At 44.8% G+C, this 20,692-nt stretch carries 18 protein-coding genes; 4 read left to right on the forward strand and 14 right to left on the reverse strand.

The annotated features are described in order from the left end of the window. Positions 1-134: 134 nt before the first annotated feature. On the forward strand, positions 135-1,409 hold the full coding sequence (nhaA, locus tag WA381_RS16955) for a Na+/H+ antiporter NhaA (RefSeq protein ID WP_014948097.1): 1,275 nt from the start codon (positions 135-137) through the stop codon (positions 1,407-1,409). Here nhaA and WA381_RS16960 read toward each other — a convergent pair. The 4 genes from WA381_RS16960 to trxA all read right to left on the reverse strand — a co-directional run bounded on the left by WA381_RS16960 (position 1,371) and on the right by trxA (position 7,601). Continuing rightward, positions 1,371-4,187: an ATP-binding protein gene (locus WA381_RS16960; protein ID WP_156085868.1), complete on the reverse strand. Its 2,817-nt coding sequence runs from the start codon at positions 4,185-4,187 to the stop codon at positions 1,371-1,373. The genes nhaA and WA381_RS16960 overlap by 39 nt on opposite strands. A gap of 22 nt (positions 4,188-4,209) precedes the next feature. Further along, positions 4,210-5,508 carry an amidohydrolase gene (locus WA381_RS16965; RefSeq protein WP_014948095.1) on the reverse strand — a complete coding sequence of 433 codons (1,299 nt, stop codon included), beginning with the start codon at positions 5,506-5,508 and terminating at the stop codon, positions 4,210-4,212. A 229-nt stretch (positions 5,509-5,737) separates the two neighbouring features. Continuing rightward, positions 5,738-7,003, reverse strand: a complete 1,266-nt coding sequence (gene rho, locus WA381_RS16970; protein WP_014948094.1) for a transcription termination factor Rho — start codon at positions 7,001-7,003, stop codon at positions 5,738-5,740. 271 nt (positions 7,004-7,274) lie between these two features. Next, positions 7,275-7,601: a thioredoxin TrxA gene (trxA, locus tag WA381_RS16975; protein ID WP_012517074.1), complete on the reverse strand. Its 327-nt coding sequence runs from the start codon at positions 7,599-7,601 to the stop codon at positions 7,275-7,277. 100 nt (positions 7,602-7,701) lie between these two features. Between trxA and rhlB the strand changes: the two genes are divergently transcribed. Then, the gene (gene rhlB / locus WA381_RS16980) at positions 7,702-8,994 is read left to right on the forward strand and encodes an ATP-dependent RNA helicase RhlB (RefSeq protein WP_014975523.1); all 1,293 of its coding nucleotides are present in this window, start codon (positions 7,702-7,704) and stop codon (positions 8,992-8,994) included. 33 nt (positions 8,995-9,027) lie between these two features. Next, complete coding sequence (locus tag WA381_RS16985; protein WP_101563389.1) at positions 9,028-10,539, forward strand: Ppx/GppA phosphatase family protein; 1,512 nt, start codon at positions 9,028-9,030, stop codon at positions 10,537-10,539. A gap of 115 nt (positions 10,540-10,654) precedes the next feature. Here the strand turns inward: WA381_RS16985 and hemB are convergent, their stop codons facing one another. The 7 genes from hemB to tatA are packed head-to-tail and all read right to left on the reverse strand — an operon-like array spanning position 10,655 to position 16,218. After that, the gene (hemB, locus tag WA381_RS16990) at positions 10,655-11,665 is read right to left on the reverse strand and encodes a porphobilinogen synthase (protein WP_039225046.1); all 1,011 of its coding nucleotides are present in this window, start codon (positions 11,663-11,665) and stop codon (positions 10,655-10,657) included. After that, the gene (locus WA381_RS16995; protein WP_156085867.1) at positions 11,662-13,560 is read right to left on the reverse strand and encodes a sensor domain-containing diguanylate cyclase; all 1,899 of its coding nucleotides are present in this window, start codon (positions 13,558-13,560) and stop codon (positions 11,662-11,664) included. The genes hemB and WA381_RS16995 overlap by 4 nt, the downstream gene beginning before the upstream one ends. 12 nt (positions 13,561-13,572) lie before the next feature. Next, positions 13,573-14,349 (reverse strand): TatD family hydrolase, encoded by a 777-nt coding sequence (locus tag WA381_RS17000; protein ID WP_156085866.1) that lies wholly within the window; start codon positions 14,347-14,349, stop codon positions 13,573-13,575. After that, positions 14,350-14,892: a hypothetical protein gene (locus tag WA381_RS17005; RefSeq protein ID WP_014948089.1), complete on the reverse strand. Its 543-nt coding sequence runs from the start codon at positions 14,890-14,892 to the stop codon at positions 14,350-14,352. Between the two features lie 25 nt (positions 14,893-14,917). After that, positions 14,918-15,673 carry a twin-arginine translocase subunit TatC gene (tatC, locus tag WA381_RS17010; protein ID WP_014948088.1) on the reverse strand — a complete coding sequence of 252 codons (756 nt, stop codon included), beginning with the start codon at positions 15,671-15,673 and terminating at the stop codon, positions 14,918-14,920. Next, positions 15,674-15,973 carry a Sec-independent protein translocase protein TatB gene (gene tatB, locus WA381_RS17015; RefSeq protein WP_014948087.1) on the reverse strand — a complete coding sequence of 100 codons (300 nt, stop codon included), beginning with the start codon at positions 15,971-15,973 and terminating at the stop codon, positions 15,674-15,676. Next, entirely contained in the window at positions 15,973-16,218 is a 246-nt protein-coding gene (gene tatA, locus WA381_RS17020; protein WP_230633705.1) for a Sec-independent protein translocase subunit TatA, read from the reverse strand. Before tatA ends, tatB begins: the two co-directional genes overlap by 1 nt. Before the next feature lie 177 nt (positions 16,219-16,395). On the opposite strand from tatA, the gene WA381_RS17025 reads away from it, so the two are divergent. Further along, positions 16,396-17,457, forward strand: a complete 1,062-nt coding sequence (locus WA381_RS17025) for a hypothetical protein (protein WP_156085865.1) — start codon at positions 16,396-16,398, stop codon at positions 17,455-17,457. Between the two features lie 80 nt (positions 17,458-17,537). Here WA381_RS17025 and ilvN read toward each other — a convergent pair whose 3' ends face one another. From ilvN to maoP, 3 genes are all read right to left on the reverse strand, one after another. Beyond that, the gene (gene ilvN / locus WA381_RS17030) at positions 17,538-18,035 is read right to left on the reverse strand and encodes an acetolactate synthase small subunit (protein WP_156085864.1); all 498 of its coding nucleotides are present in this window, start codon (positions 18,033-18,035) and stop codon (positions 17,538-17,540) included. After that, positions 18,035-19,753: an acetolactate synthase 3 large subunit gene (locus tag WA381_RS17035; RefSeq protein ID WP_014975512.1), complete on the reverse strand. Its 1,719-nt coding sequence runs from the start codon at positions 19,751-19,753 to the stop codon at positions 18,035-18,037. Before WA381_RS17035 ends, ilvN begins: the two co-directional genes overlap by 1 nt. A 273-nt stretch (positions 19,754-20,026) precedes the next feature. After that, positions 20,027-20,404 (reverse strand): DUF413 domain-containing protein, encoded by a 378-nt coding sequence (gene maoP, locus WA381_RS17040; protein WP_039225146.1) that lies wholly within the window; start codon positions 20,402-20,404, stop codon positions 20,027-20,029. Positions 20,405-20,692: the final 288 nt, after the last annotated feature.

Consider the following 20,692-nt stretch of genomic DNA (forward strand, 5'->3'; position numbering starts at 1 on the left):
ATCTATCTCTTCGCTGTCAGTCGTATTAACTATAATTAATTTATGTAGAAAAGTTGCCTGACTACACGGATTAACGAACGCTTTTATTTCCACATTTTGCGACGTTGACCATGAACGGGCGTTAGAGGTTATTGATGACAGATAAACACGAACCCGACGTACTTGATGAGGTGATAGAAGAAGTACAAGACGTGGTCTCTGACTTCTTAAATCGCGAAGCCGCTCCCGGCATATTGTTAATGGGTGCAACGATTCTTGCGCTCATTATTGCTAATTCACCCCTAGATACGCTTTACGATCATTTAATCAGTATGCCGGTACAAATATCAGCCGGTACGTGGGCTATCGATAAGCCATTATTGCTGTGGATTAACGACGGGTTAATGGCGGTGTTCTTTTTTCACGTGGGTCTGGAACTGAAGCGGGAAATCTGCGAAGGTGAATTGGCCAACCCCAAAGATATTATCTTACCCGCAGCGGGTGCTGTAGGTGGTATGGCACTACCCGCCTTGATATATGTAGGCATCAACTGGGACAACCCCGTAGCCATTGCAGGGTGGGCAATTCCCGCCGCTACTGACATCGCGTTTGCGTTAGGTATTTTGGCGCTACTAGGTAGTCGAGTACCTACGAGCCTGAAAGTTTTCTTAGTCACCCTAGCTATTATTGACGATATCGGTGCTATCGTAATTATTGCCCTGTTTTACACCGAGCACATTACCGCGGGTGCGCTGTATATTGCTGCAGGTTGCTTATTGCTGTTGTGGCAAATGAATAAACGCAATGTGGTAGATATTCCGCCTTATGTTTTTGTGGGAATCATTCTGTGGGTAGCCATGTTGAAGTCAGGCGTTCACGCCACACTGGCAGGTGTCGTACTTGCTGGCTTTATTCCTATGCGGGATGAGAAAGACGAATCTTATTCTCCGGTAACGCGACTAGAGCACGGTTTGAATGGCTCGGTGAGTTTCGCAATCCTACCTTTATTCGCCTTCGCTAACGCCGGCATAAGTTTTGGTAACATCAGTCCGGAGGGTATTTTCCATCCTGTTACCTTTGGGATCTTTCTTGGCTTGGTTGTGGGTAAACAAATTGGCGTATTCGGTTTTTGCTACTTAATGGTGAAGTTAAAGCTGGCTAAGTTACCAGAGGATCTTAACTTCAAGCATATCTATGGCTGTGCGCTACTTTGCGGCGTTGGCTTTACAATGAGCTTATTTATTGGGGGACTGGCCTTTGCACAGACAGGTATCAATCAAATTTTTGACGAGCGTGTGGGCATTTTAACCGGCTCTCTTGTCTCGGCGTGCTTAGGGTATATTGTACTGCGATTCGTTAGCGAAGCGCCGAGCGATAACACTGATGTAGCCTCAAACGCTAGCAAGTTCACGGGCAATACAGTCAAATAGAACCTGCTTGCGAATAGGCTTACTTAAATGCGCATTCATGCCTGCTTCTAAGCAGGCATTTTTGTCTTCGATAAACGCATTGGCGGTTAAGGCGATGATCCTGACCGAGTCCTTATTTCTGCCTTCACTTCGAATAAGTTTCGATGCTGTATGACCATCCATGATCGGCATTTGGCAATCCATTAAAATTACGTCGAAATCGTGCCTCTTCTCGGCCTTAACAGCATCTTGCCCGTTTTTCGTTCTAATACATTTGATGTTGGACGATTTGAGCATGTCCATGACGATTTCAGCATTAATGTCGTTGTCTTCAGCCAACAAAACCCGTAATCCATCAGGTAGTGACGGAATCACCTCACTTTCTGCATGCTCTTTTTCTTCACTTACTGTGGCAGGAATGTGGAAGGTAAAGCTTGTTCCTTTACCCAGTTCACTTTCAACATAAAGCTCACCACCAAGAAGCTCAACCAAACCTTTAGAAATGGCCAAACCTAATCCTGTGCCACCAAAATTCCGAGTAGTGGACGGATCGGCTTGCTCAAACTTATCAAAAATAAGGTGTAGTTTGTTGGGAGCAATGCCTATTCCCGTATCGGTAACCGAAATTTTAAGTCCTTGGTGGGCATAGCTGACGTTAACCGTCACAACACCATCGCTGGTGAACTTAATCGCGTTACTAAGTAAGTTATTGATGATTTGGCTCACCTTCCCTGCATCAATGTTCAGTGCGTTAGGTACGCCCTGATTAATATACAAAGCAATATCGTACCCTTTTACTTGCGCAGCGTGACGGTAGAGGTCACAAGAAGCTTCAAGTAACTCGCGAATGGCACAGCTTTGAATATCGGTAAGCATTTTACCCGATTCAATCTTCGACCAATCTAAGATACTGTCTAGGATGATAAGTAAATTGCTAGCAGAGCGTGAAATTGTTTTGGCTCTAGCCGAAACATTTTCCGGCAACTCATTCTCGAGCATCAATTCACATGAGCCAATAATGCCGTTCATTGGCGTTCTAATCTCGTGACTCATGTTGGCGAGAAACTGCGTTTTCGCCACATTCGCGGCTTCCGCTTCTTTAAGCGCTAACGCAAGGTGCTCGGTTTTCTCTTCTATGCGCTTTTCCAAAGACTGATTCAATTCCCCTAGCTCGACATTCAGGCTTTGCTCTACTTCTCTTGCAACCTTTAGCTCTTCAAATGCATCGAGCAATCGGGCTTCTAAACTCACGAACTCATCGCTTAGCGACGAGAGCTCTTGAATGTGCAGTGCCCTTTGTGGTGCTTTAACAACTTCTTTTTGTGTAGGGTCGAATTCGGCAATATAGCGAACAAGGCGACGAATAGGCGCGCCGACCATTTTTGCGACTACGTATCCGGTGAATGTTCCAAATGCAGATAATGCCAATAGCAGCAGTAAGTCTTTTAGCAAATAATTACTCATTGATGCCATTAACAGTCGTTTGTCGAAGTAATAGCTAACTTTCCAGCTAGCAAAAGGCATATCTTTCGCTAACCTCAACCATGTTTTCCCCTGAGGCCCGTTCTCCACCTCAACAGCACAATCAGGTTCACAAATATAAAAAGGTGCTTTAGTGAGTGGCTTCATCTTCAGGCCTTTAGATGCATAGATAACTTCGCCTTTTTGATCCTCAATGAGCATCAAAAAACCACCTAAGCTTAAGTTATCAATAGCAGAAAAGCTCTTTAACGATAAAGAGCCCTCTACAATACCTTTTGGAGTGCCATCTGCATCTGTAATAGGAGCTGACAAGGCTACAATTGGATCGTTACCAAAACCTCGGCCTTGAAATACATTTGAAAGGAATGGTTTACCTGTCTGCATGACTTCAAAGAAATACGGCCTGTAAGCCACATTTGACAAGCCGCTTTGTCTTGCCTTATCCAACAGGCTAGGCGGGTAAGCGTGGGTAAGATCGCCATTGTCATCTGCAATGAGGAAGGTCAAAAATTCTGGATTGTGCGATGCCAACACCCGCAAATTTGTCACCGCTGCATTATCGAAATCGCTGTTTGATACCTCGCTAGATAACACTTGCGCTGCACTAATAATGGCACTTTGGTGTTGCTGAATAAAATTCGAAAGTTGGAACTCCAGCACATTCACCCGCTGCGACATGTAACTGTGAATTTGTCTTTCTTGCTGTTGTTGAAACAGACTTACCGACAAATAAATTACTGCCATGGAAGCAACGAAGAAGCAACCGGAAAAGAAGTACCCAAAAAGAAAGTGCAGCGTAACCCGCTCGGACTTACTTGATGTTTGTCGCTTAAGCCCGTGGACTGCCAAATACGAAAAGTGTCCGGTTACAAGACCAAATACACCGCTTACCCAGGTGACCAGCACACCCGAAAACAGCATATTTGCGTTATCGCCATCATAAAGAGAATGCTCTAAAACGAGAATGGGCAGAAAGACAATAGACCAAAAGCCTGCGCCTACTTTTATCACCTGTTTAAGCGACTTGTTATAGCCAAAAAAGCTAAGCACGATAGGCAGTAGAGTAAGGCTTTCTTTTCCAACTATGCTCCCGTCGTTAAGCCATAAGGGAAGGCTGACAACCAGTGCAATAGGAATGGAAATAAAAGGAGAAAACCGAAGTGAAGCGTAGACTGCCGCACCTATGCCAAATGTAGCTATCCCTGTGCTATCAAAGGGTGGGTTGAGAGCATTAAGACCCGCACCTAACACACATACAAGCAGTGCTTGAAGGGCCAGAGACCATGAAAAAGAAAATGAAATACTGCCAATTTTCAACGCATGTCTCCGGCGGATAGATTTAGTGTTGAGCCATGTAATCTAGGGTAAAGTTCGTTAGAAGCTTCACGCCTAATTTCATGCCTTCATCATCAACATAAAATTCCGGTGTGTGATGAGCAGGGCTATCTTCTTCAGACACGTCCAATGGCTTACCGCCTACCCAAACATATAAACCTGGAATTTGTTCTTGGAAAAATGAAAAGTCTTCCGCCCCCGTGACCGGTTTAGAAAGCAGCGTATTTTCAACGCCTGCGGTACGCTGCATAGTAGGCAGCATGGCTTTTGTAAGCTCTGGGTCGTTGTACGTAATGGGGTAATAGTAATCTAGCGGTAGCGTAAGTTCTGCTTCTGCGCCCATACTTTCAGCAATAGCCTTTACTTTGCGCGGAAGCGACTCGTAAATGTGATCGCGAGCGGCTTCATTGAGCGTACGAATTGTGCCAACCATTTCTACTTCATTTGGAATGATGTTTGAACGGTTACCGCCGTGAATAGAGCCAATAGACACCACCGCTGCATCGTCAATCAATTTCAACTCACGACTTACTATGGTCTGAATTGACATGATCATTTGCGCAGCGGTAACCACTGGATCAACACTCTTCCAAGGATAAGCGCCGTGGGCTTGCTTACCGTGAATAACAATTTTAAATGGGTCTACCGCGGCCATGGTGCCACCCGCGTTATAACGCACTTTACCCACATCGGTATTAGCATTGATATGCAGGCCAAAAATAGCGTCTACATCAGGGTTCTTAAGTACACCTTCAGCGACCATAACTTCCGCACCGCCTTTTTCTCCAGCGGGTGCGCCCTCTTCTGCTGGCTGAAAGATAAACTTCACTTTACCTTTCAGGTCGCCCTTAATTTCGGTAAGAATTTTTGCCGCGCCCATGAGCATTGCCATGTGAGTATCGTGACCACAGGCGTGCATAACCGGCACTTCTTTTCCGTTGTATTCGCCCATCTGCTTTGAGCGGTAGGACAAATCGTTTTGCTCTTTTACAGGAAGTCCGTCCATGTCTGCACGTAATGCAACGACAGGGCCTGGCTTGCCCGAGTCTAAAATAGCTACCACACCCGTTTTTGCCACACCGGTCTGCACTTCTAAACCTAGGCTTTCAAGGTAGTCAGCAACATATTCAGCGGTTTTAAACTCGCGATTCGATAATTCAGGAAATTCATGAAAGTGATGACGCCATTTAATTACATCAGGCTCGACTTTATTCGCTAATTCATCAACATTGATCTGAGCGGCATTAGCAGCTGACACAGAGGCCAACCCTGCAAATGCGAGTGACAGCAATTTCTGGTACATAACTATTATTTCCTTTGGTGTTTTTTAGACAGAGTAAATCATCTCAAGGGAGAACACACCACTGAACTAACGATTGCTGTTAAAAATCAATAAGCAAACGAAAATACCCCATTCACAAGACTGAGGGTATTAGACGGAAGTATAAGAAAAGTGCTTTATCGATGCAGGGAATAAAAAAGGCGCCGAGTGGCGCCTTTTCTTTAAATATCAACTTATTACTAAGTTTCTATTAACTCTTTTGTCTACGCATTGCGTCAAAGAACTCATCGTTTGTCTTGGTCATCGACAACTTACTGATAAGGAAGTCCATTGCGTCAATTTCTGACATTTCGTGAACGATTTTGCGAAGGATCCACATTTTCTGTAGTTCATCTTGCGCTGTAAGCAGTTCTTCACGTCGGGTACCAGAGCGGTTGAAGTCGATAGCCGGGAATACACGTTTTTCCGCGATTTTGCGATTAAGGTGTAATTCCATGTTACCTGTACCTTTAAACTCTTCGTAGATAACTTCGTCCATTTTAGAGCCGGTATCGATAAGCGCTGTTGCGATAATCGTTAAGCTTCCGCCTTCTTCAACATTACGGGCAGCACCAAAGAAGCGCTTAGGCTTGTGAAGAGCATTCGCATCAACACCACCGGTAAGTACTTTACCTGATGATGGGATAACCGTGTTGTAAGCGCGAGCAAGACGAGTAATCGAGTCAAGCAGGATAACCACGTCTTTTTTGTGTTCAACAAGACGCTTGGCTTTCTCGATAACCATTTCAGCAACTTGTACGTGACGACTTGCTGGCTCATCGAAGGTTGAAGCAACGACTTCACCTTGAACAAGGCGATGCATCTCGGTTACTTCTTCCGGACGCTCATCAATAAGTAATACCATTAACTCACAATCTGGGTGGTTAGCAGCAATTGACTGAGCAATATTCTGAAGAAGAAGCGTTTTACCGGCCTTAGGTGGCGCTACGATAAGACCACGCTGGCCTTTACCGATTGGCGACGCCAAATCTAGTACACGAGCCGTAATGTCTTCTGTTGAGCCATTACCACGTTCCATGCGCAAGCGATCTGCTGCGTGAAGTGGTGTAAGGTTTTCAAAAAGGATTTTATTACGTGAATTTTCAGGCTTGTCGAAGTTAACTTCGCGGATTTTTAGTAGGGCGAAGTATCGTTCACTGTCTTTCGGTGGACGAATTTTCCCGGCAATCGTATCACCGGTACGCAAGTTAAAGCGTCGAATTTGGCTTGGCGATACATAAATATCGTCTGGTCCTGCAAGATACGAAGAGTCAGCTGAGCGTAAGAAGCCGAAACCGTCCTGTAAAATTTCTAGTACCCCATCACCAAAGATGTCTTCACCGCTTTTTGCGTGTGTCTTTAGGATTGAGAAAATGATGTCTTGTTTTCTGGCGCGCGCCATGTTTTCCAGGCCCATCTCCTCGGCCAGGTTAACCAACTCGCTTATTGGTTTGTTCTTTAATTCAGTTAAATTCATACTGGTGGGTCTTTGTGCTTGAACTTCGCTTACAGGACTTAAAGTCACTCTGTTCTAGTTTAGATTTGATATCACCCTGATGTGGGCGTAAGCAGAACGCTGCTCGGATGAGCGCTGAAGAAAAGTTAGCACTATATTTAATCAACGTCCAGCGTTTTACCGCCGAAATGTTAAATAATTTGTGGCTTGCTCTTCTAGAATGAAACGTTAGTCCCTGTGGCGTAAATAAAAACCGGTGCTTCGTTAGCACCGGTTTTCAATTTGAAATCAATTAAAGGTTTTCGTTAAGAAACTCTGTTAATTGAGCTTTAGATAGCGCGCCTACTTTAGTTGCAGCAACGTTACCGTTTTTGAAAAGTAGCAATGTAGGAATACCACGAATACCATATTTAGGTGGAGTTTCGTTATTTTCATCGACATTCAACTTGCCAACTGTTAACTTGCCATCAAACTCGGTCGCAACTTCTTCCAAGATTGGTGCGATCATTTTACACGGGCCACACCATTCAGCCCAGAAGTCAACCAGTACAGGACCTTCAGCATTGATAACATCTGCTTCGAATTTATCGTCAGATAACTGGATAATTTTGTCGCTCATTCTTTTCTCCATTATTGGTCTGTCGCTGATTTGTCTCAGCCTGACCATAAGTGTTATATAGAAACTGTTTTTTAATGCAAGCACTGATAAGCTATAAGCTATGCCTACTCACTTAACTGATACTCACTTTTCTGACCTGCCGATTAACGGCAAGGTTGTTGACGCCTTGGCGGCAGCTAATTTTTCACATTGTACACCAATTCAAGCACTTGCACTGCCTCCTTTATTGGAAGGTCACGACATTGCAGGTCAGGCTCAAACCGGAACCGGTAAAACCATTGCCTTTTTGGTAGCTACATTTCACTATTTGCTAAGCAAAGCAGAAAATGCAGATAACAGCAAATCAAATGGCCCTCGCGCAATTATCATGGCGCCGACCAGAGAGCTCGCCGTTCAAATTTATAACGACGCCAAACTGCTTAGTGAGCATACTGGATTGTCGCTTGGTTTGATTTATGGGGGCGAAGGTTACCAAAGTCAACGTGAAACTTTGGAAGAAGGGGTAGATATTATAATTGGTACGACAGGACGCATACTGGATTACTACAAACAGAATGTGTTCACACTGAAGAATATTCAGGTTGCCGTACTTGATGAAGCCGACCGCATGTTCGATTTAGGCTTTATAAAAGATATCCGCTTTTTATTCCGCCGCATGCCACCGGCAAGCGAACGTTTGAGCATGCTATTTTCAGCTACACTTAGCTACCGTGTGCAAGAGCTTGCTTACGAGCACATGAACAACCCTACCCACGTACAGGTAGCGCCAGAACAAACAACTGCAACTCGCGTTTCTCAAGAGCTATTTTATCCGTCTGATGACGACAAGATGCTGCTTCTTCTTACGCTGCTTGAAGAAGAATGGCCAGAAAAGGCCATTGTTTTTGCCAACACTAAAAATAGCTGTGAGAAAGTTACCGACTGGCTTACCGCAGATGGCCATCGCGTGGGCTTGCTTAGCGGCGATGTACCACAGAAGAAACGCCTTGGGATCTTAGAAGATTTCACCAAAGGCAATCTTGATATTTTAGTCGCAACCGACGTTGCAGCGCGCGGTCTTCATATCGACGCGGTAACGCACGTATTCAACTACGACTTACCTGACGACGCCGAAGACTATGTACACCGTATTGGTCGTACTGGCCGTGCAGGACAAAGTGGTGTTGCAATTAGTTTCGCGTGCGAAAAATACGCACTAAACTTACCTGCTATTGAGCAATACATTCAAAAGGCAATACCGGTTACCGATTACGACCGCAGTGCTCTACTTGATGATGTAACGCCTCCAAAACCACGTAGAAGACGTACGCCTAACAACCGCAATTCTTCACGTCGTGGAAACGGAAGAGGCCGTGGAAAGCCTCAAAACCGAAACAACAGAGCGCAACAGTGAGGCGTAAAGGTACTCAATAAGAATCGAGGTTTTATGCAGGCAGAACTCCAGCACGACGCACAAACCTACGGCGAGTATTACGCCGCCGTAGATTTAGGCTCTAACAGCTTTCACATGGTGATTGTTCACGTTGTTAACGGCAGTGTGCAAATAATAGGGAAAATTAAACAGAAAGTGCGCCTAGCAGCAGGTTTAGATGATGAGCTAGCACTTGATGACGTAAGCATGGAACGCGGCTGGCAATGCCTGCAAGTATTCTCGGAACGCCTGCAGGATATCCCCCCTTCTAATATTAAAATTGTAGCGACCGCTACATTGCGACTGGCAACCAATGCGCATGTATTCATTCGCAAGGCAGAAGAGATTCTCAATCACAAACTTGAAGTGATTAGCGGTGAAGAAGAAGCGCGACAAATTTATCTTGGCGTAGCCTACACATCCGCCAACCAAGGCAATAGCTTAGTCATAGATATTGGCGGTGCCAGCACAGAAATCATTATCGGCAACGACATGCAGCCTATCCATCTTAAGAGTTTGGATATGGGCTGTGTAACGTTTATGGAACGCTATTTCACCGGCGGCACTATCACCGAAGACAATTTCGACAATGCCAAAAAAGCCGCACACGCGCTTATTACCGATGTGTCTAGCGCGTTTTTGTGTTTTGATTGGGAGAATTGTTTAGGTGCATCTGGCACGCCGCAAGCCATTACTGAGATTCTTGTAGCACAGGGTATTAGTGATGCTATCCGCTTAGACTATTTGTATCATTTAGAAAAGCAATGTATTGAATGCGGCAGCATTAAAACCCTTGATATCGACGGATTGGAAGATAACAGAAAAGCTATTTTCCCGTCTGGTTTAGCGATCCTCATCAGCTTATTTGAAGCGCTAAATATTAAGCACATGAATATTTCTGGTGGTGCGCTTCGAGAAGGACTGATCTACGGAATGCTAGATAACGTTACCGAGAATGATCGTCGCCAGCAGACCCTTAATCAGGCAAAACATCGTTATCATGTAGATGCTAGTCACGCGAATTCGGTTAGTCACGTAGCGCTTACTTTATGCCATCAACTTTGTGCACAACAGAACATTTGTCATTTAGATACCGAAACCATTTTAGGTGCAGCCGCACAGCTTCATGAAATAGGTCTTCACATTGAATATAAGCGCCATCATGAGCATGGTGAATACATATTAAGTCACATTGATTTGCCTGGCTTCACGCGCCTTCAGCGCGCCGCCATCCGCGATTTAGTTGCTCAGCATAGGTTAAACATAAAGCCAGACGTATTTGAAAAGTACCACGAAGACTACCGTCCAATGCTAAAAGGCTTATTGCGAATTTTACGTATCGCAGTGGTGTTATGTCTGCGTCGTCAGAATAAACATATACCAGAGGTAACGTTGCAGTGCGAAGAAAGTAAGTGGACACTTACTTTCCCTGAAGGCTGGCTGAAATCGCATCCTTTGATCAACGCAGAGCTAGCAAATGAATGCTGGCTTCAGCATAAAGCTGGCTGCGAACTCGTTTGTAAGTAACCACTTACATACAGATAGAATGCGTTAAATATGTATACCGATAAACGGAAAAAAACATGAAAAAAAAGCCGTGCATTGCACGGCCTTTTTGTTGTCGAACCTTTGGTTGTTGGTATTACTTGTCGTTTTGCTTCGCTAAAAGCGCAGCAGCTTGCGGAGCGAAATAAGTCAGAATCCCGTCTGCGCCAGCGCGCTTAAACGCTAATAACGATTCTAGGATTACCGCGTCTTCATTTAGCCAACCATTAGCAAAAGCAGCTTGATGCATAGCGTACTCGCCACTTACTTGATAGGCGAATGTCGGTACTTTAAATTCGTCTTTACAACGACGCACAACATCTAAATACGGCATACCTGGCTTCACCATTACCATGTCAGCGCCCTCTTCTATATCAAGCGCAATTTCGTGGAGTGCTTCATCGGTGTTGGCAGGATCCATTTGATAGGTTTTCTTGTTGCCGCCCTTTATATTTGCAGCTGAGCCGACGGCATCACGAAATGGACCGTAGTACGCAGACGCGTATTTAGCAGAATAAGCCATAATACACGTATTGATGTGACCTGCTTCTTCAAGTGCTTTTCGGATACTGCCAATGCGCCCATCCATCATGTCAGAAGGCGCAACAATATCAGCGCCAGCTTCAGCATGCGATAACGCTTGCTTAATGAGCACCTCGACTGTTTCGTCGTTCATCACATAACCAGTTTCGTCTAAGAGGCCATCTTGACCATGAGACGTAAATGGATCTAATGCGATATCAGACATCAGCATTACTTCAGGAAACGCCTTTTTAAGCGCTCTCATAGCTTGCTGAGCAAGTCCTTCAGGATTGAACGCTTCGCTTGCACACTCGGTTTTAAGAGACATAGGTGTCACAGGGAAAAGCGCAATCGTTCTAATGCCCAGCTCTACCCATTTCGCCGTTTCTTGCACTAGCAAATCGATAGAAAGTCTTTCCACACCAGGCATAGAAGGTACGGCTTCTCGTGCGTTCTCACCGGGTAGTACAAAAACAGGGTAAATGAGATCGTCAGTGGTTAAACGGTGCTCTGCCACAAGCCCTCTTAAAGCATCTTTGGCGCGTAGTCTGCGCATTCTTCTTTGAGGGAAAGGTGAAGATGTCATAGTTTTTCCTGTAAATGTTTATGTATTACTGTATTGCGGCCCGCAGCCTTGGCTTCGTAAAGGCATTCGTCGGCGAACTTGAAAAGATTTTGCGCGTGCTCTTCATCAATAATAATGGTTGTAGAAACGCCCGCGCTTGCAGTTAGCTTAATGGTTTCCCCTTCGTAATCAAGTGGGGTCGACGCAAGGCTATCTCGCATATTTTCGGCAACGTGAAAAGCGCCTTCAAGATCGGTATTAGGCAATATAATGGCAAACTCTTCACCACCTATGCGACACAAGTCATCTGTAGGGCGATGGATGTGCTTCTGAAAGACATTGGTGACGTGAATTAAGCAAGCGTCACCACCATCATGTCCGTGTTGATCATTAATTTGCTTAAAATGATCCACGTCAACAATGATGAGAGATAATGGTGTTTGCTCACGTCTACTGCGTCGCCCTTCAGAACGCAGACGCTTATCGAAATGTCGACGGTTGTGCGCTCCCGTGAGCGGATCTATTGCATTTAACCTTTCCAATTCTTGGTTAACTTCAGACAATTCGCGTAACGTAATTTCTAGCTCTAACGTGCGTTCTTGTACTTTATACTCCAGGTCATCTTGATAACGCTTTTGTACTTCAAGTAAATTCTCTTTGGCCGTATTTGCCTGTTTTTCCTGCTCTAGCGCGAACTGCTGCGCCTCAATGAGATCATCGCGACTGTGGCTATAATTAATCGCTAAGATAAGTGCCAAGATGAGCGTTTCAACCGCGCCACCAATGATCAGCAGGTTATTTGACGAAATAGGCAATTGAATAATATTAACGTTATCAAGGCTCGCACTTAGTCCACTAATTAATAGAAAACCCCAAGCAATGGTAAAATAACGTGCTACGACCACCCCTTTGAGCGTTAGCCAAATACCTAACCCAAGAGTAAAAATAACGATGAGGCTAAGCAGTAACAGGAACGCCTTTATCATGAACGAGTAAGGCAAGATAAGGCCGAGGATTATACTTAACCCGCACACCCAACTGATTGCCTGTGTGATTTTATCTAGCTTTACGCTGTGGGCTCTAATAGGTAGTAGGCTTCGCGTAAACATCGCCGCAAACATAATAGTCGCGTTAGCAAACACAAGAATTGCTTTACCTTGAAACCATGTGCTTCCCGGCCACATATAGGAGAAGCCGTAGCCGTGTAACGTCGCCAATATAAGCGCCAAACTCATTACATAGCCAGAGTAATAAAGGAACGACACGTTACTTGTCGTTACCGTTAAAAATGCGTTACTCACGCCCATTGCTACCAAGATGCCAAAAAATATCCCCAATGCCAGGTTACGGCTTGATGTATAGGCAATAAACTCTGTTTCTTCCCATATACGAATAGGAAGGCGTACGCTGCCAGAGGTTTGTACTCGAATAATCACCCGCTGCGACTGAGCGCTTACTGGTAGGGGGAATAGTGGCTTCACATGAGAAACAGGCCGGTTGTCAAAGTGCAGGCCATCGCCACCTGAATAAGTAGCAATAGGCGTGCTGCCTATTTGGCTGTAAATCGCAACGTCTAAACTATCTAAAAGGGGATAGTCGACGTGCAATAGAAATCGACTTTCATTGCTTTGCGTTGGCGCAATGACCATTGAAAACCAATGTACGTTTGTGTTCATACCCAAGTTAATGGGTGAAGATATTGGTGTCCAGTCGGTAAGCGGCGTTTGAGTAATGGTAGTAAAATCGAGCGCATTGCCATTATCTACATTGAGATAAGTAAGCTGCGAGAATCGTGGTGTTGCACTGGTGTTAGGAGACAAACTAAACAACACAGACACAAATGCAACGACGGCCACTAGGGTGATAAGAATAAGACCCGCATCATACTTGCGCATCGCTTTCAGATTTGTCTGCATATAAACCTATGTTTAGCTGAGAGAAAACAACTCACAGCTATTAGCATAACTGCTAATACGTAATTTATCAGTCTCAACTTGCAGATATTCGCCTAATTGTTTAGCGATATGGGGTAGAAAAGCAGGTTCGTTATTACGTTTTCTCGGTCGAAGGGTTTTGGGAAACAGATAAGGCGCATCAGTTTCAAGAATAAGACGGTTTAAAGGTATAGACTTCACGGCTTCGCGTAGTGCTTCGCCTCGCTTCTCATCACATACCCAGCCAGTAATACCAATATAAAGCCCCAGCGCAAGGTAGTGCTGAACCTGCTCTGCATTCCCAGTAAAACAGTGGGCAATACCACCTTTTATACGAGGCATATACTCGGTTAATAACGCGACTTGTTCGTCAAACGCATCCCTTTCATGTAAATACACGGGTAAGTCTAATGCAGCCGCAATGTCTAACTGGGCTTCGAACACTGCCAATTGAACGGGCTGTGGTGAGAAGTTGCGATTAAAATCCAGACCACATTCACCAATTGCAACACACCCTTTCTGTTTTGCAAGTTCGCGTAACCGCTTGTAATCACTTGGTGTGACATCTTTCGCATTGTGAGGATGGACACCGATAGTGTAACAGCACTGGGTTGGATACTTATTATATAGCGCTACTGCGGCGTCCCATTCACTGGGGTGCGTGGTGATAATGCAGAGTTTTTCTACACCTGCATCTTGTGCTCGTTGTATAACTTCATCGGCGTCAAATCGCTTATCAAGCAAGTTGACGCCAGCATCAAACCAAGGCATTTATTTTACGCGTTTTACTTTCATACGCTTGTTAAGCCCTTCTACACTTAAGAAAAATGCACCCAATAAGCCCCTTTCTACGGCTACCGACTGACCTTCCTTAAGCTTCATGTAGGTTCCATCAGTTTGCTGCCATACAGAACCATCGCTGAAAGTTATAACATGCTTATCACGCACATTCTTCTTGATTGAAGCGATAGTGACCGCAATCTCAGAAGCTTCGTCAGACAAATCTCGCTTATGTTCAAGTCCAAAGTCATTCTTAGGTTCAGAGGCTTGAACTTGTCCCTGAGCGACAGGCGCTGGGCGAGGCTTCATCTGATTACCATTGTTGCTCTTGTAGGCCTGTAGTTGCTCAATCTGAGCGTCTGAACCTTCGTACTTGTTGAGTGATTTCGCGACGCTGTCATAGCACATAAGTCGCTTTAAACTATTGTCCGTGTTGCGACATTTCTCCAATGCATCAGCAACTGTCTCAGCTTGTACATTAAACGCCCCAAACGCGCACAGAATAGTGGCAAGAGATAGCAGTCGGGTTTTCATTTTTATTCCTTTCTTTTTTTAACATCTATGTGTTGTCTGTTGTTTCAGTAGATGTATCGTCTTTTGGTGTTTTACCCGCGTAAAATCCCCCAACAATAACCCCTACTTCAAACAGCAACCACATTGGAATAGCTAATAATGTTTGAGAGATAACATCTGGCGGTGTTAGCAACATGCCAACCACGAATGCACCAACAACCACGTACGGGCGCTTGGCTCGTAAAGACTTAGCATCCGTTACCCCAGTCCAGCACATTAAGATAATGGCTATCGGTATCTCGAATGAGACCCCAAATGCAAAGAACAGTTTCAAGACGAAGTTCAAATAACTGGATATATCTGTACTTACCGTTACACCTTCAGGTGCTACGCTTGTAAAAAACGCGAACGCTATTGGAAATACCACAAAGTAGGCAAACGCCATTCCTGCGTAAAACAGCAGCGTACTGGAAAGTAGTAAAGGCGCTACCAGGCGCTTTTCATTTCTGTACAAACCCGGAGCCACAAACCCCCATACTTGATAGAGCACATAGGGAATCGCAATAAAAAACGATAACACCAGTGTAAGTTTAAACGGAGCAAAGAAAGGTGATGCAACGTCGGTTGCAATCATGCTCGCATTTTCAGGTAAGGCTTCAAGCAATGGCATCGCCAATAGCTTATAAAGGTCTTGCGCAAACGCCGCAAGACAAATGAAGACGATAAGTACGCTCAAAAGGGCTTTGAGAATACGGCTACGCAATTCAATTAAATGAGAAATAAGGTTATTAGCGTCAGACATCTATTGCTTTTTATAAGGTTCTTGAACCGACTCTGCAGCTTTTTTTAGCTCATCGACGCTTTGTTCAAGTTCAGGTGAAAGATCTTTAAGCCCTTGCTGCTCTGCTTTTTTCAAATTTTCATGCAACTCGTGCACGCGCAACTGATGCTCAACTTCTTGCTTAAAGCCCGTTGCTACATTACGCACGCTACGAATTGTATTTATAGTTGAGCGCATGGCACCCGGTAATCTTTCTGGCCCTAAAATAAGCAACGCCAGTACACCGATAACCAATAGCTCCCAAAAGCCGATATCGAACATTAGGATTTTTCTTTAACGTCGCTCTGCGTCTTAGTTGAAACAGGCTCTGCTGCTGACTTTTCTTCAACTTGCTTCTTTTGTTCAAAGTCTGCGTCTTTGTCTTCTTCGGTGACTGCTTTTTTGAAGCCTTTGATTGCGCCGCCTAAATCAGTACCTATACCTTTAAGACGCTTCGTACCAAATAAAAGCACCACAATAACCAGTATGATCAGCAACTGCCAAACACTAATACCACCCATAAAAATAATCTCCCTTACATCGATTGGCACAGTATGCCATTGCCTGCTGATGCTTTCACCTGAATATTTACTTCAATGAATAAAGATTGACGTTTTGGTTGGGACAATCCATGCTCTGTATATCCCCAATGCGAATGGTCGAAACATTCAACTATGCTAATTTTTACAAGGAGTTAGTGAGCAATGCTATGCCTTACCGTGGTCTATTGCCATTTATTGCTCGCTTTACCTGTTGCACCTGACTCAGCTGCTGACACGTTGAACTCCCCCGTAAATGCGACCAGTGTAGGTATAACCTATCGGGACATTGCTCGGCCAGAATATACGCTTTCTAACCGCGCTAACTCGACAAAAGAAAGTACACACTCCTTGCCTCCTTCAATACCTCATGAGCAATGGTTTGATATTTGGCAGCGTAGCTTCACCGACACTATGGACTTCACCGTAAAACAGCTTGATGGTTTGTTTGAAAGTTCAGATGAAATAGGTGCTTCAGGACAGAAGGAAGCCAGAGCCGAAGGCCGTGTTCAACTTGCATGGGAGCCAAGAAGTGGCATGCTCTCGGATACGGATTTGCGCTTCAGGGTAAGAGTTCGCCTACCGGCTTTAAAAGAACGCGTTGATTTACTATTGAGTGATAACGACGACGAGACACAGAACAACACAATACGAGCTGCGAGGGATACCGGCAATAACAACCGCGATCGAACGACCATCGCGCTTCGCTTTCGTCCTGAGCAAGACTCTCACTACTCATTTAGAATTGGCGCTGGTCGCCGCGACCAACTCTATGCGATGACCCGATACAGAGATGCTTTTGCCTTTTCTAAACAATGGGCCATGCTATACGACGCCGAACTTTACTATTACACCCGTGACCGTTTGGGTGCGGAGGTGGGCGTCGCTTTTCAATACGAAATCAGTAAAAAGCACCTGGTTCGACAAAATAATCGCTACTACTACCGCGACGATACCAACGACTGGCTATGGCGTCACGAGGTCCACCATTTGTTTTCGGTAGATCAACATAACGCCGTTATTCCTCACTTTATGGTGGAAGGACTTAGCCAACCCAACTTTCGCGTAGAAGAAGTCTATGGCGGGTTTAGGTGGCGTAACAACATGCTGCGCGATTGGCTATTCTTTGAGGTAGAGCCTTTCGTTTTATGGCTACGTGAAGAGGATTTTAAAACCTCATACGGCGTAGCCCTGCGCGTAGAAGCCTATTATGGGCGCGATACTTAGGGTAATCCCCTAGAATGAAAAAAGGCTGTCTACTGACAGCCTTTCGAAAAAACGCTTTGCGCGAAAACTCGGGAAAAAATTTAAGGACGAAGCGCCCTATGACCTCGAGCAAGCCCACACACACCGGTGCGCGATGATTCGATAATTTCAGCACACTGCCCCATAGTCGTGGCAAATGCATCTAGCTTATCTGTGGTGCCCGTAATTTCAATGGTGTAGTTGTTTACGTTCACATCCACAATACGCGCACGGAAGATATCAGAGTTCCGCTTCACTTCAGCACGTACCGACTCTGTGCGAGTCGCGACTTTAATCAGCATAAGTTCGCGTTCAATGTGCGTACCTTCAGTAAGGTCTACCACTTTTAGCACATCAATAAGCTTATTCACTTGCTTAGTAATTTGCTCTATGACTTTGTCGTCGCCGTGCGTGATAATCGTTAGACGCGAAAGGCTCGCGTCGTCGGTTGGTGCCACACACAGTGAATCGACGTTGTAACCGCGTTGTGAGAATACACCAACGATACGAGATAGTGCGCCAGGGGCGTTTTCCATTAATACAGAGATAATACGTTTCATCAGGTTCGCTCCGTCTTGCTTAAGCGCATGTCATCCATTGCGCCAAACTTAATTTGCATTGGATATACGTGTTCGTTTTGGTCTACTGCTATGTCCATAAACACTAAGCGATCTGTGTAACTGAAACATTTCTCCATTGCTGCGTCTAGCTCGTCAAGCTTGTCTACTTTAATGCCCACGTGTCCGTAAGCTTCTGCCAACTTCACAAAGTCAGGCATTGAATCCATGTAAGAGTGTGAGTGACGTCCTTTGTAAATCATATCCTGCCACTGACGAACCATACCTAGGGCACGGTTATTCAATGAGATAATCTTGATAGGCAGGTTGTACTGCAAACAAGTAGATAGCTCTTGAATATTCATTTGAATACTGCCGTCACCCGTTACTACCACAGAGGTTGAACCTGGGTGCGCAAACTGCACACCCATTGCAGCCGGTAAACCAAAGCCCATGGTGCCAAGACCACCTGAGTTGATCCACTGACGCGGCTTATCATAAGGGTAATAAAGCGCAGCAAACATTTGGTGCTGACCTACGTCAGAACTTACGTAGGCTTTACCGTCTGTGTGTTTGTACAAGGCTTCGATAACGCGCTGAGGCTTAATTACCTCTTCGCCCTGTGCGTAGTTTAAGCACTGACGAGCGCGCCAGGTTTCAATTTGTTGCCACCAATCGGCCAGCTTTTCGCTTTGACCTGATAAGTCTTTCTTATTTACCTGACTTAAGATTTGATCAAGTACTTTATCTACCGAACCTACCACAGGAATATGCGCATTTACGGTTTTAGAAATCGATGCTGGGTCAATATCAACGTGAATAATATCCGCATGTGGGCAGAACTTATCAACGTTATTAGTAACACGGTCATCAAAACGTGCACCTAGTGCAATGATGCAGTCGGCATTATGCATGGTCTTGTTCGCTTCAAGCGTACCGTGCATACCTAGCATGCCAATAAATTGCTTGTGTGTACCCGGCATAGCACCAAGGCCCATTAGCGTACAAGTTACCGGTGCATTAAGCTTCTCGGCTAACTCAATAACCTTTGCAGACGCATCGCAAGCTACAGCTCCACCACCTACATACAGTACGGGACGTTCTGCTTTAAGTAGCGACTCAACTGCTTTTTTGACCTGTTTAGGATGGCCTTTTTCAGTTGGGTTGTAAGAACGCATGGTCACGTCAGTTGGGAACACGTATGGGTGTTCTTCTGCTACGTTCACAATATCTTTTGGCAAATCTACTACCACCGGGCCAGGACGACCTGTGTTGGCAATATAATAAGCTTTAGCAATCGCTTCTGGGATATCAACCGCGCGCTTTACCAAAAAGCTGTGCTTAACGATAGGGCGTGAGCACCCCACCATGTCAGTTTCTTGGAATGCGTCTTCACCAATATGCTTCGACGGCACCTGTCCCGATAAAATAACCATCGGAATAGAGTCCATATATGCAGTAGCAATACCTGTAATAGTATTCGTAGCGCCAGGACCTGATGTGACGAGCACTGTGCCGGTTTTGCCAGTTGAACGTGCATAACCATCCGCCATGTGGGCGGCTGCCTGTTCATGACGTACGAGGACGTGTTTGACATCATCTTGCGCAAATAACGCATCATAAATGTCTAATACGGCACCACCTGGGTAACCGAACACGTGTGTCACTCCTACATCTTTTAGCGCTTCAACCACCATGGCTGCGCCCGACATCATTTTCACAGTGCTTTCTCCTGTAATGGGTTGGGGGGTTTGTCAGCGTACGTTGACGATGCCCCGACTATATCTAAGGTAATAGGAAGATAAAACACCAAATTGCGCAAAAGTGAGATATATATCCCAATATTCGCAATAATTAGGATAAATATTTCGACTTAAGTACAATTTTGACAGAAAATAGGATATTTATTTACACAATATTAACAGCGTAAACAATAAACATGATTGCTTTAAGAGAGGCGCCTTTACACGTTTTAGATGCATAAAGGCATAAGCTTAATCATCGAGGTCGATATCAAGATCACTGTTATCGCTCATATCGTCGTCATCGTCAACATCTTGTTCAGCAGCACGCTTAGAGCCATAAATACTTGCTGTTTTTGGACGGTTTATTCTGGCTTGGTATTTCAACCACGCTTTCTCTTGCGGTGTTGCAGGGTCACGATGACCAAGAGCCGATTCCAAATAGGCTTGTTCTTCATCATTCTCTGGCGTAATTTTCCCGTCCACTAGTGCAGCGAACAAACTACCATGAGCCTGAAGAAGCTTACTTTCATTAATTGAAAAATCTCCTGAACGGGCAAAGCCGTACGGGTAATTTTTCTTATCTATAAAGGGTTTTCTTGCGACTTGCTCTTTTGTGATTACAGACATCTTAACCTCTTCCACCGCTAATACCTGCGTTGTAAACACAGACAAAATTGCAACACCAACTGTTGAATGAAATAGACTACTGATATAGCGCCTTAATCGCTTTCAAGGTTATTCTTAGTCGGATTTTTATTTTCTGTCAAACAGAAAAGTAGCTGTAGTAAAAACTTAATATTGAATGTTTTAAAAGAGCATAAAAAAGGCCGCAAGCGCGTAATGCTAGTCAGTTAAGCTGACTGGCTTTTTTCTTTGTGGGGTATTTAGTCGGTCTTTTCCTCACAACTCGTGGAT

The organism is Alteromonas sp. CH_MED4-4 (assembly GCF_037029575.1).
GTDB lineage: Bacteria > Pseudomonadota > Gammaproteobacteria > Enterobacterales > Alteromonadaceae > Alteromonas > Alteromonas macleodii.

Bases quoted from the DNA above. Each gene is read 5' to 3' on its own strand.
- nhaA (WP_014948097.1), top strand. From the start codon at position 135: ATGACAGATAAACACGAACCCGACGTACTTGATGAGGTGATAGAAGAA.
- WA381_RS16965 (WP_014948095.1), bottom strand. From the start codon at position 5,508: ATGTACCAGAAATTGCTGTCACTCGCATTTGCAGGGTTGGCCTCTGTG.
- rho (WP_014948094.1), bottom strand. From the start codon at position 7,003: ATGAATTTAACTGAATTAAAGAACAAACCAATAAGCGAGTTGGTTAAC.
- trxA (WP_012517074.1), bottom strand. From the start codon at position 7,601: ATGAGCGACAAAATTATCCAGTTATCTGACGATAAATTCGAAGCAGAT.
- rhlB (WP_014975523.1), top strand. From the start codon at position 7,702: ATGCCTACTCACTTAACTGATACTCACTTTTCTGACCTGCCGATTAAC.
- WA381_RS16985 (WP_101563389.1), top strand. From the start codon at position 9,028: ATGCAGGCAGAACTCCAGCACGACGCACAAACCTACGGCGAGTATTAC.
- hemB (WP_039225046.1), bottom strand. From the start codon at position 11,665: ATGACATCTTCACCTTTCCCTCAAAGAAGAATGCGCAGACTACGCGCC.
- WA381_RS16995 (WP_156085867.1), bottom strand. From the start codon at position 13,560: ATGCAGACAAATCTGAAAGCGATGCGCAAGTATGATGCGGGTCTTATT.
- WA381_RS17000 (WP_156085866.1), bottom strand. From the start codon at position 14,349: ATGCCTTGGTTTGATGCTGGCGTCAACTTGCTTGATAAGCGATTTGAC.
- WA381_RS17005 (WP_014948089.1), bottom strand. From the start codon at position 14,892: ATGAAAACCCGACTGCTATCTCTTGCCACTATTCTGTGCGCGTTTGGG.
- tatC (WP_014948088.1), bottom strand. From the start codon at position 15,673: ATGTCTGACGCTAATAACCTTATTTCTCATTTAATTGAATTGCGTAGC.
- tatB (WP_014948087.1), bottom strand. From the start codon at position 15,973: ATGTTCGATATCGGCTTTTGGGAGCTATTGGTTATCGGTGTACTGGCG.
- WA381_RS17025 (WP_156085865.1), top strand. From the start codon at position 16,396: ATGCTATGCCTTACCGTGGTCTATTGCCATTTATTGCTCGCTTTACCT.
- ilvN (WP_156085864.1), bottom strand. From the start codon at position 18,035: ATGAAACGTATTATCTCTGTATTAATGGAAAACGCCCCTGGCGCACTA.
- maoP (WP_039225146.1), bottom strand. From the start codon at position 20,404: ATGTCTGTAATCACAAAAGAGCAAGTCGCAAGAAAACCCTTTATAGAT.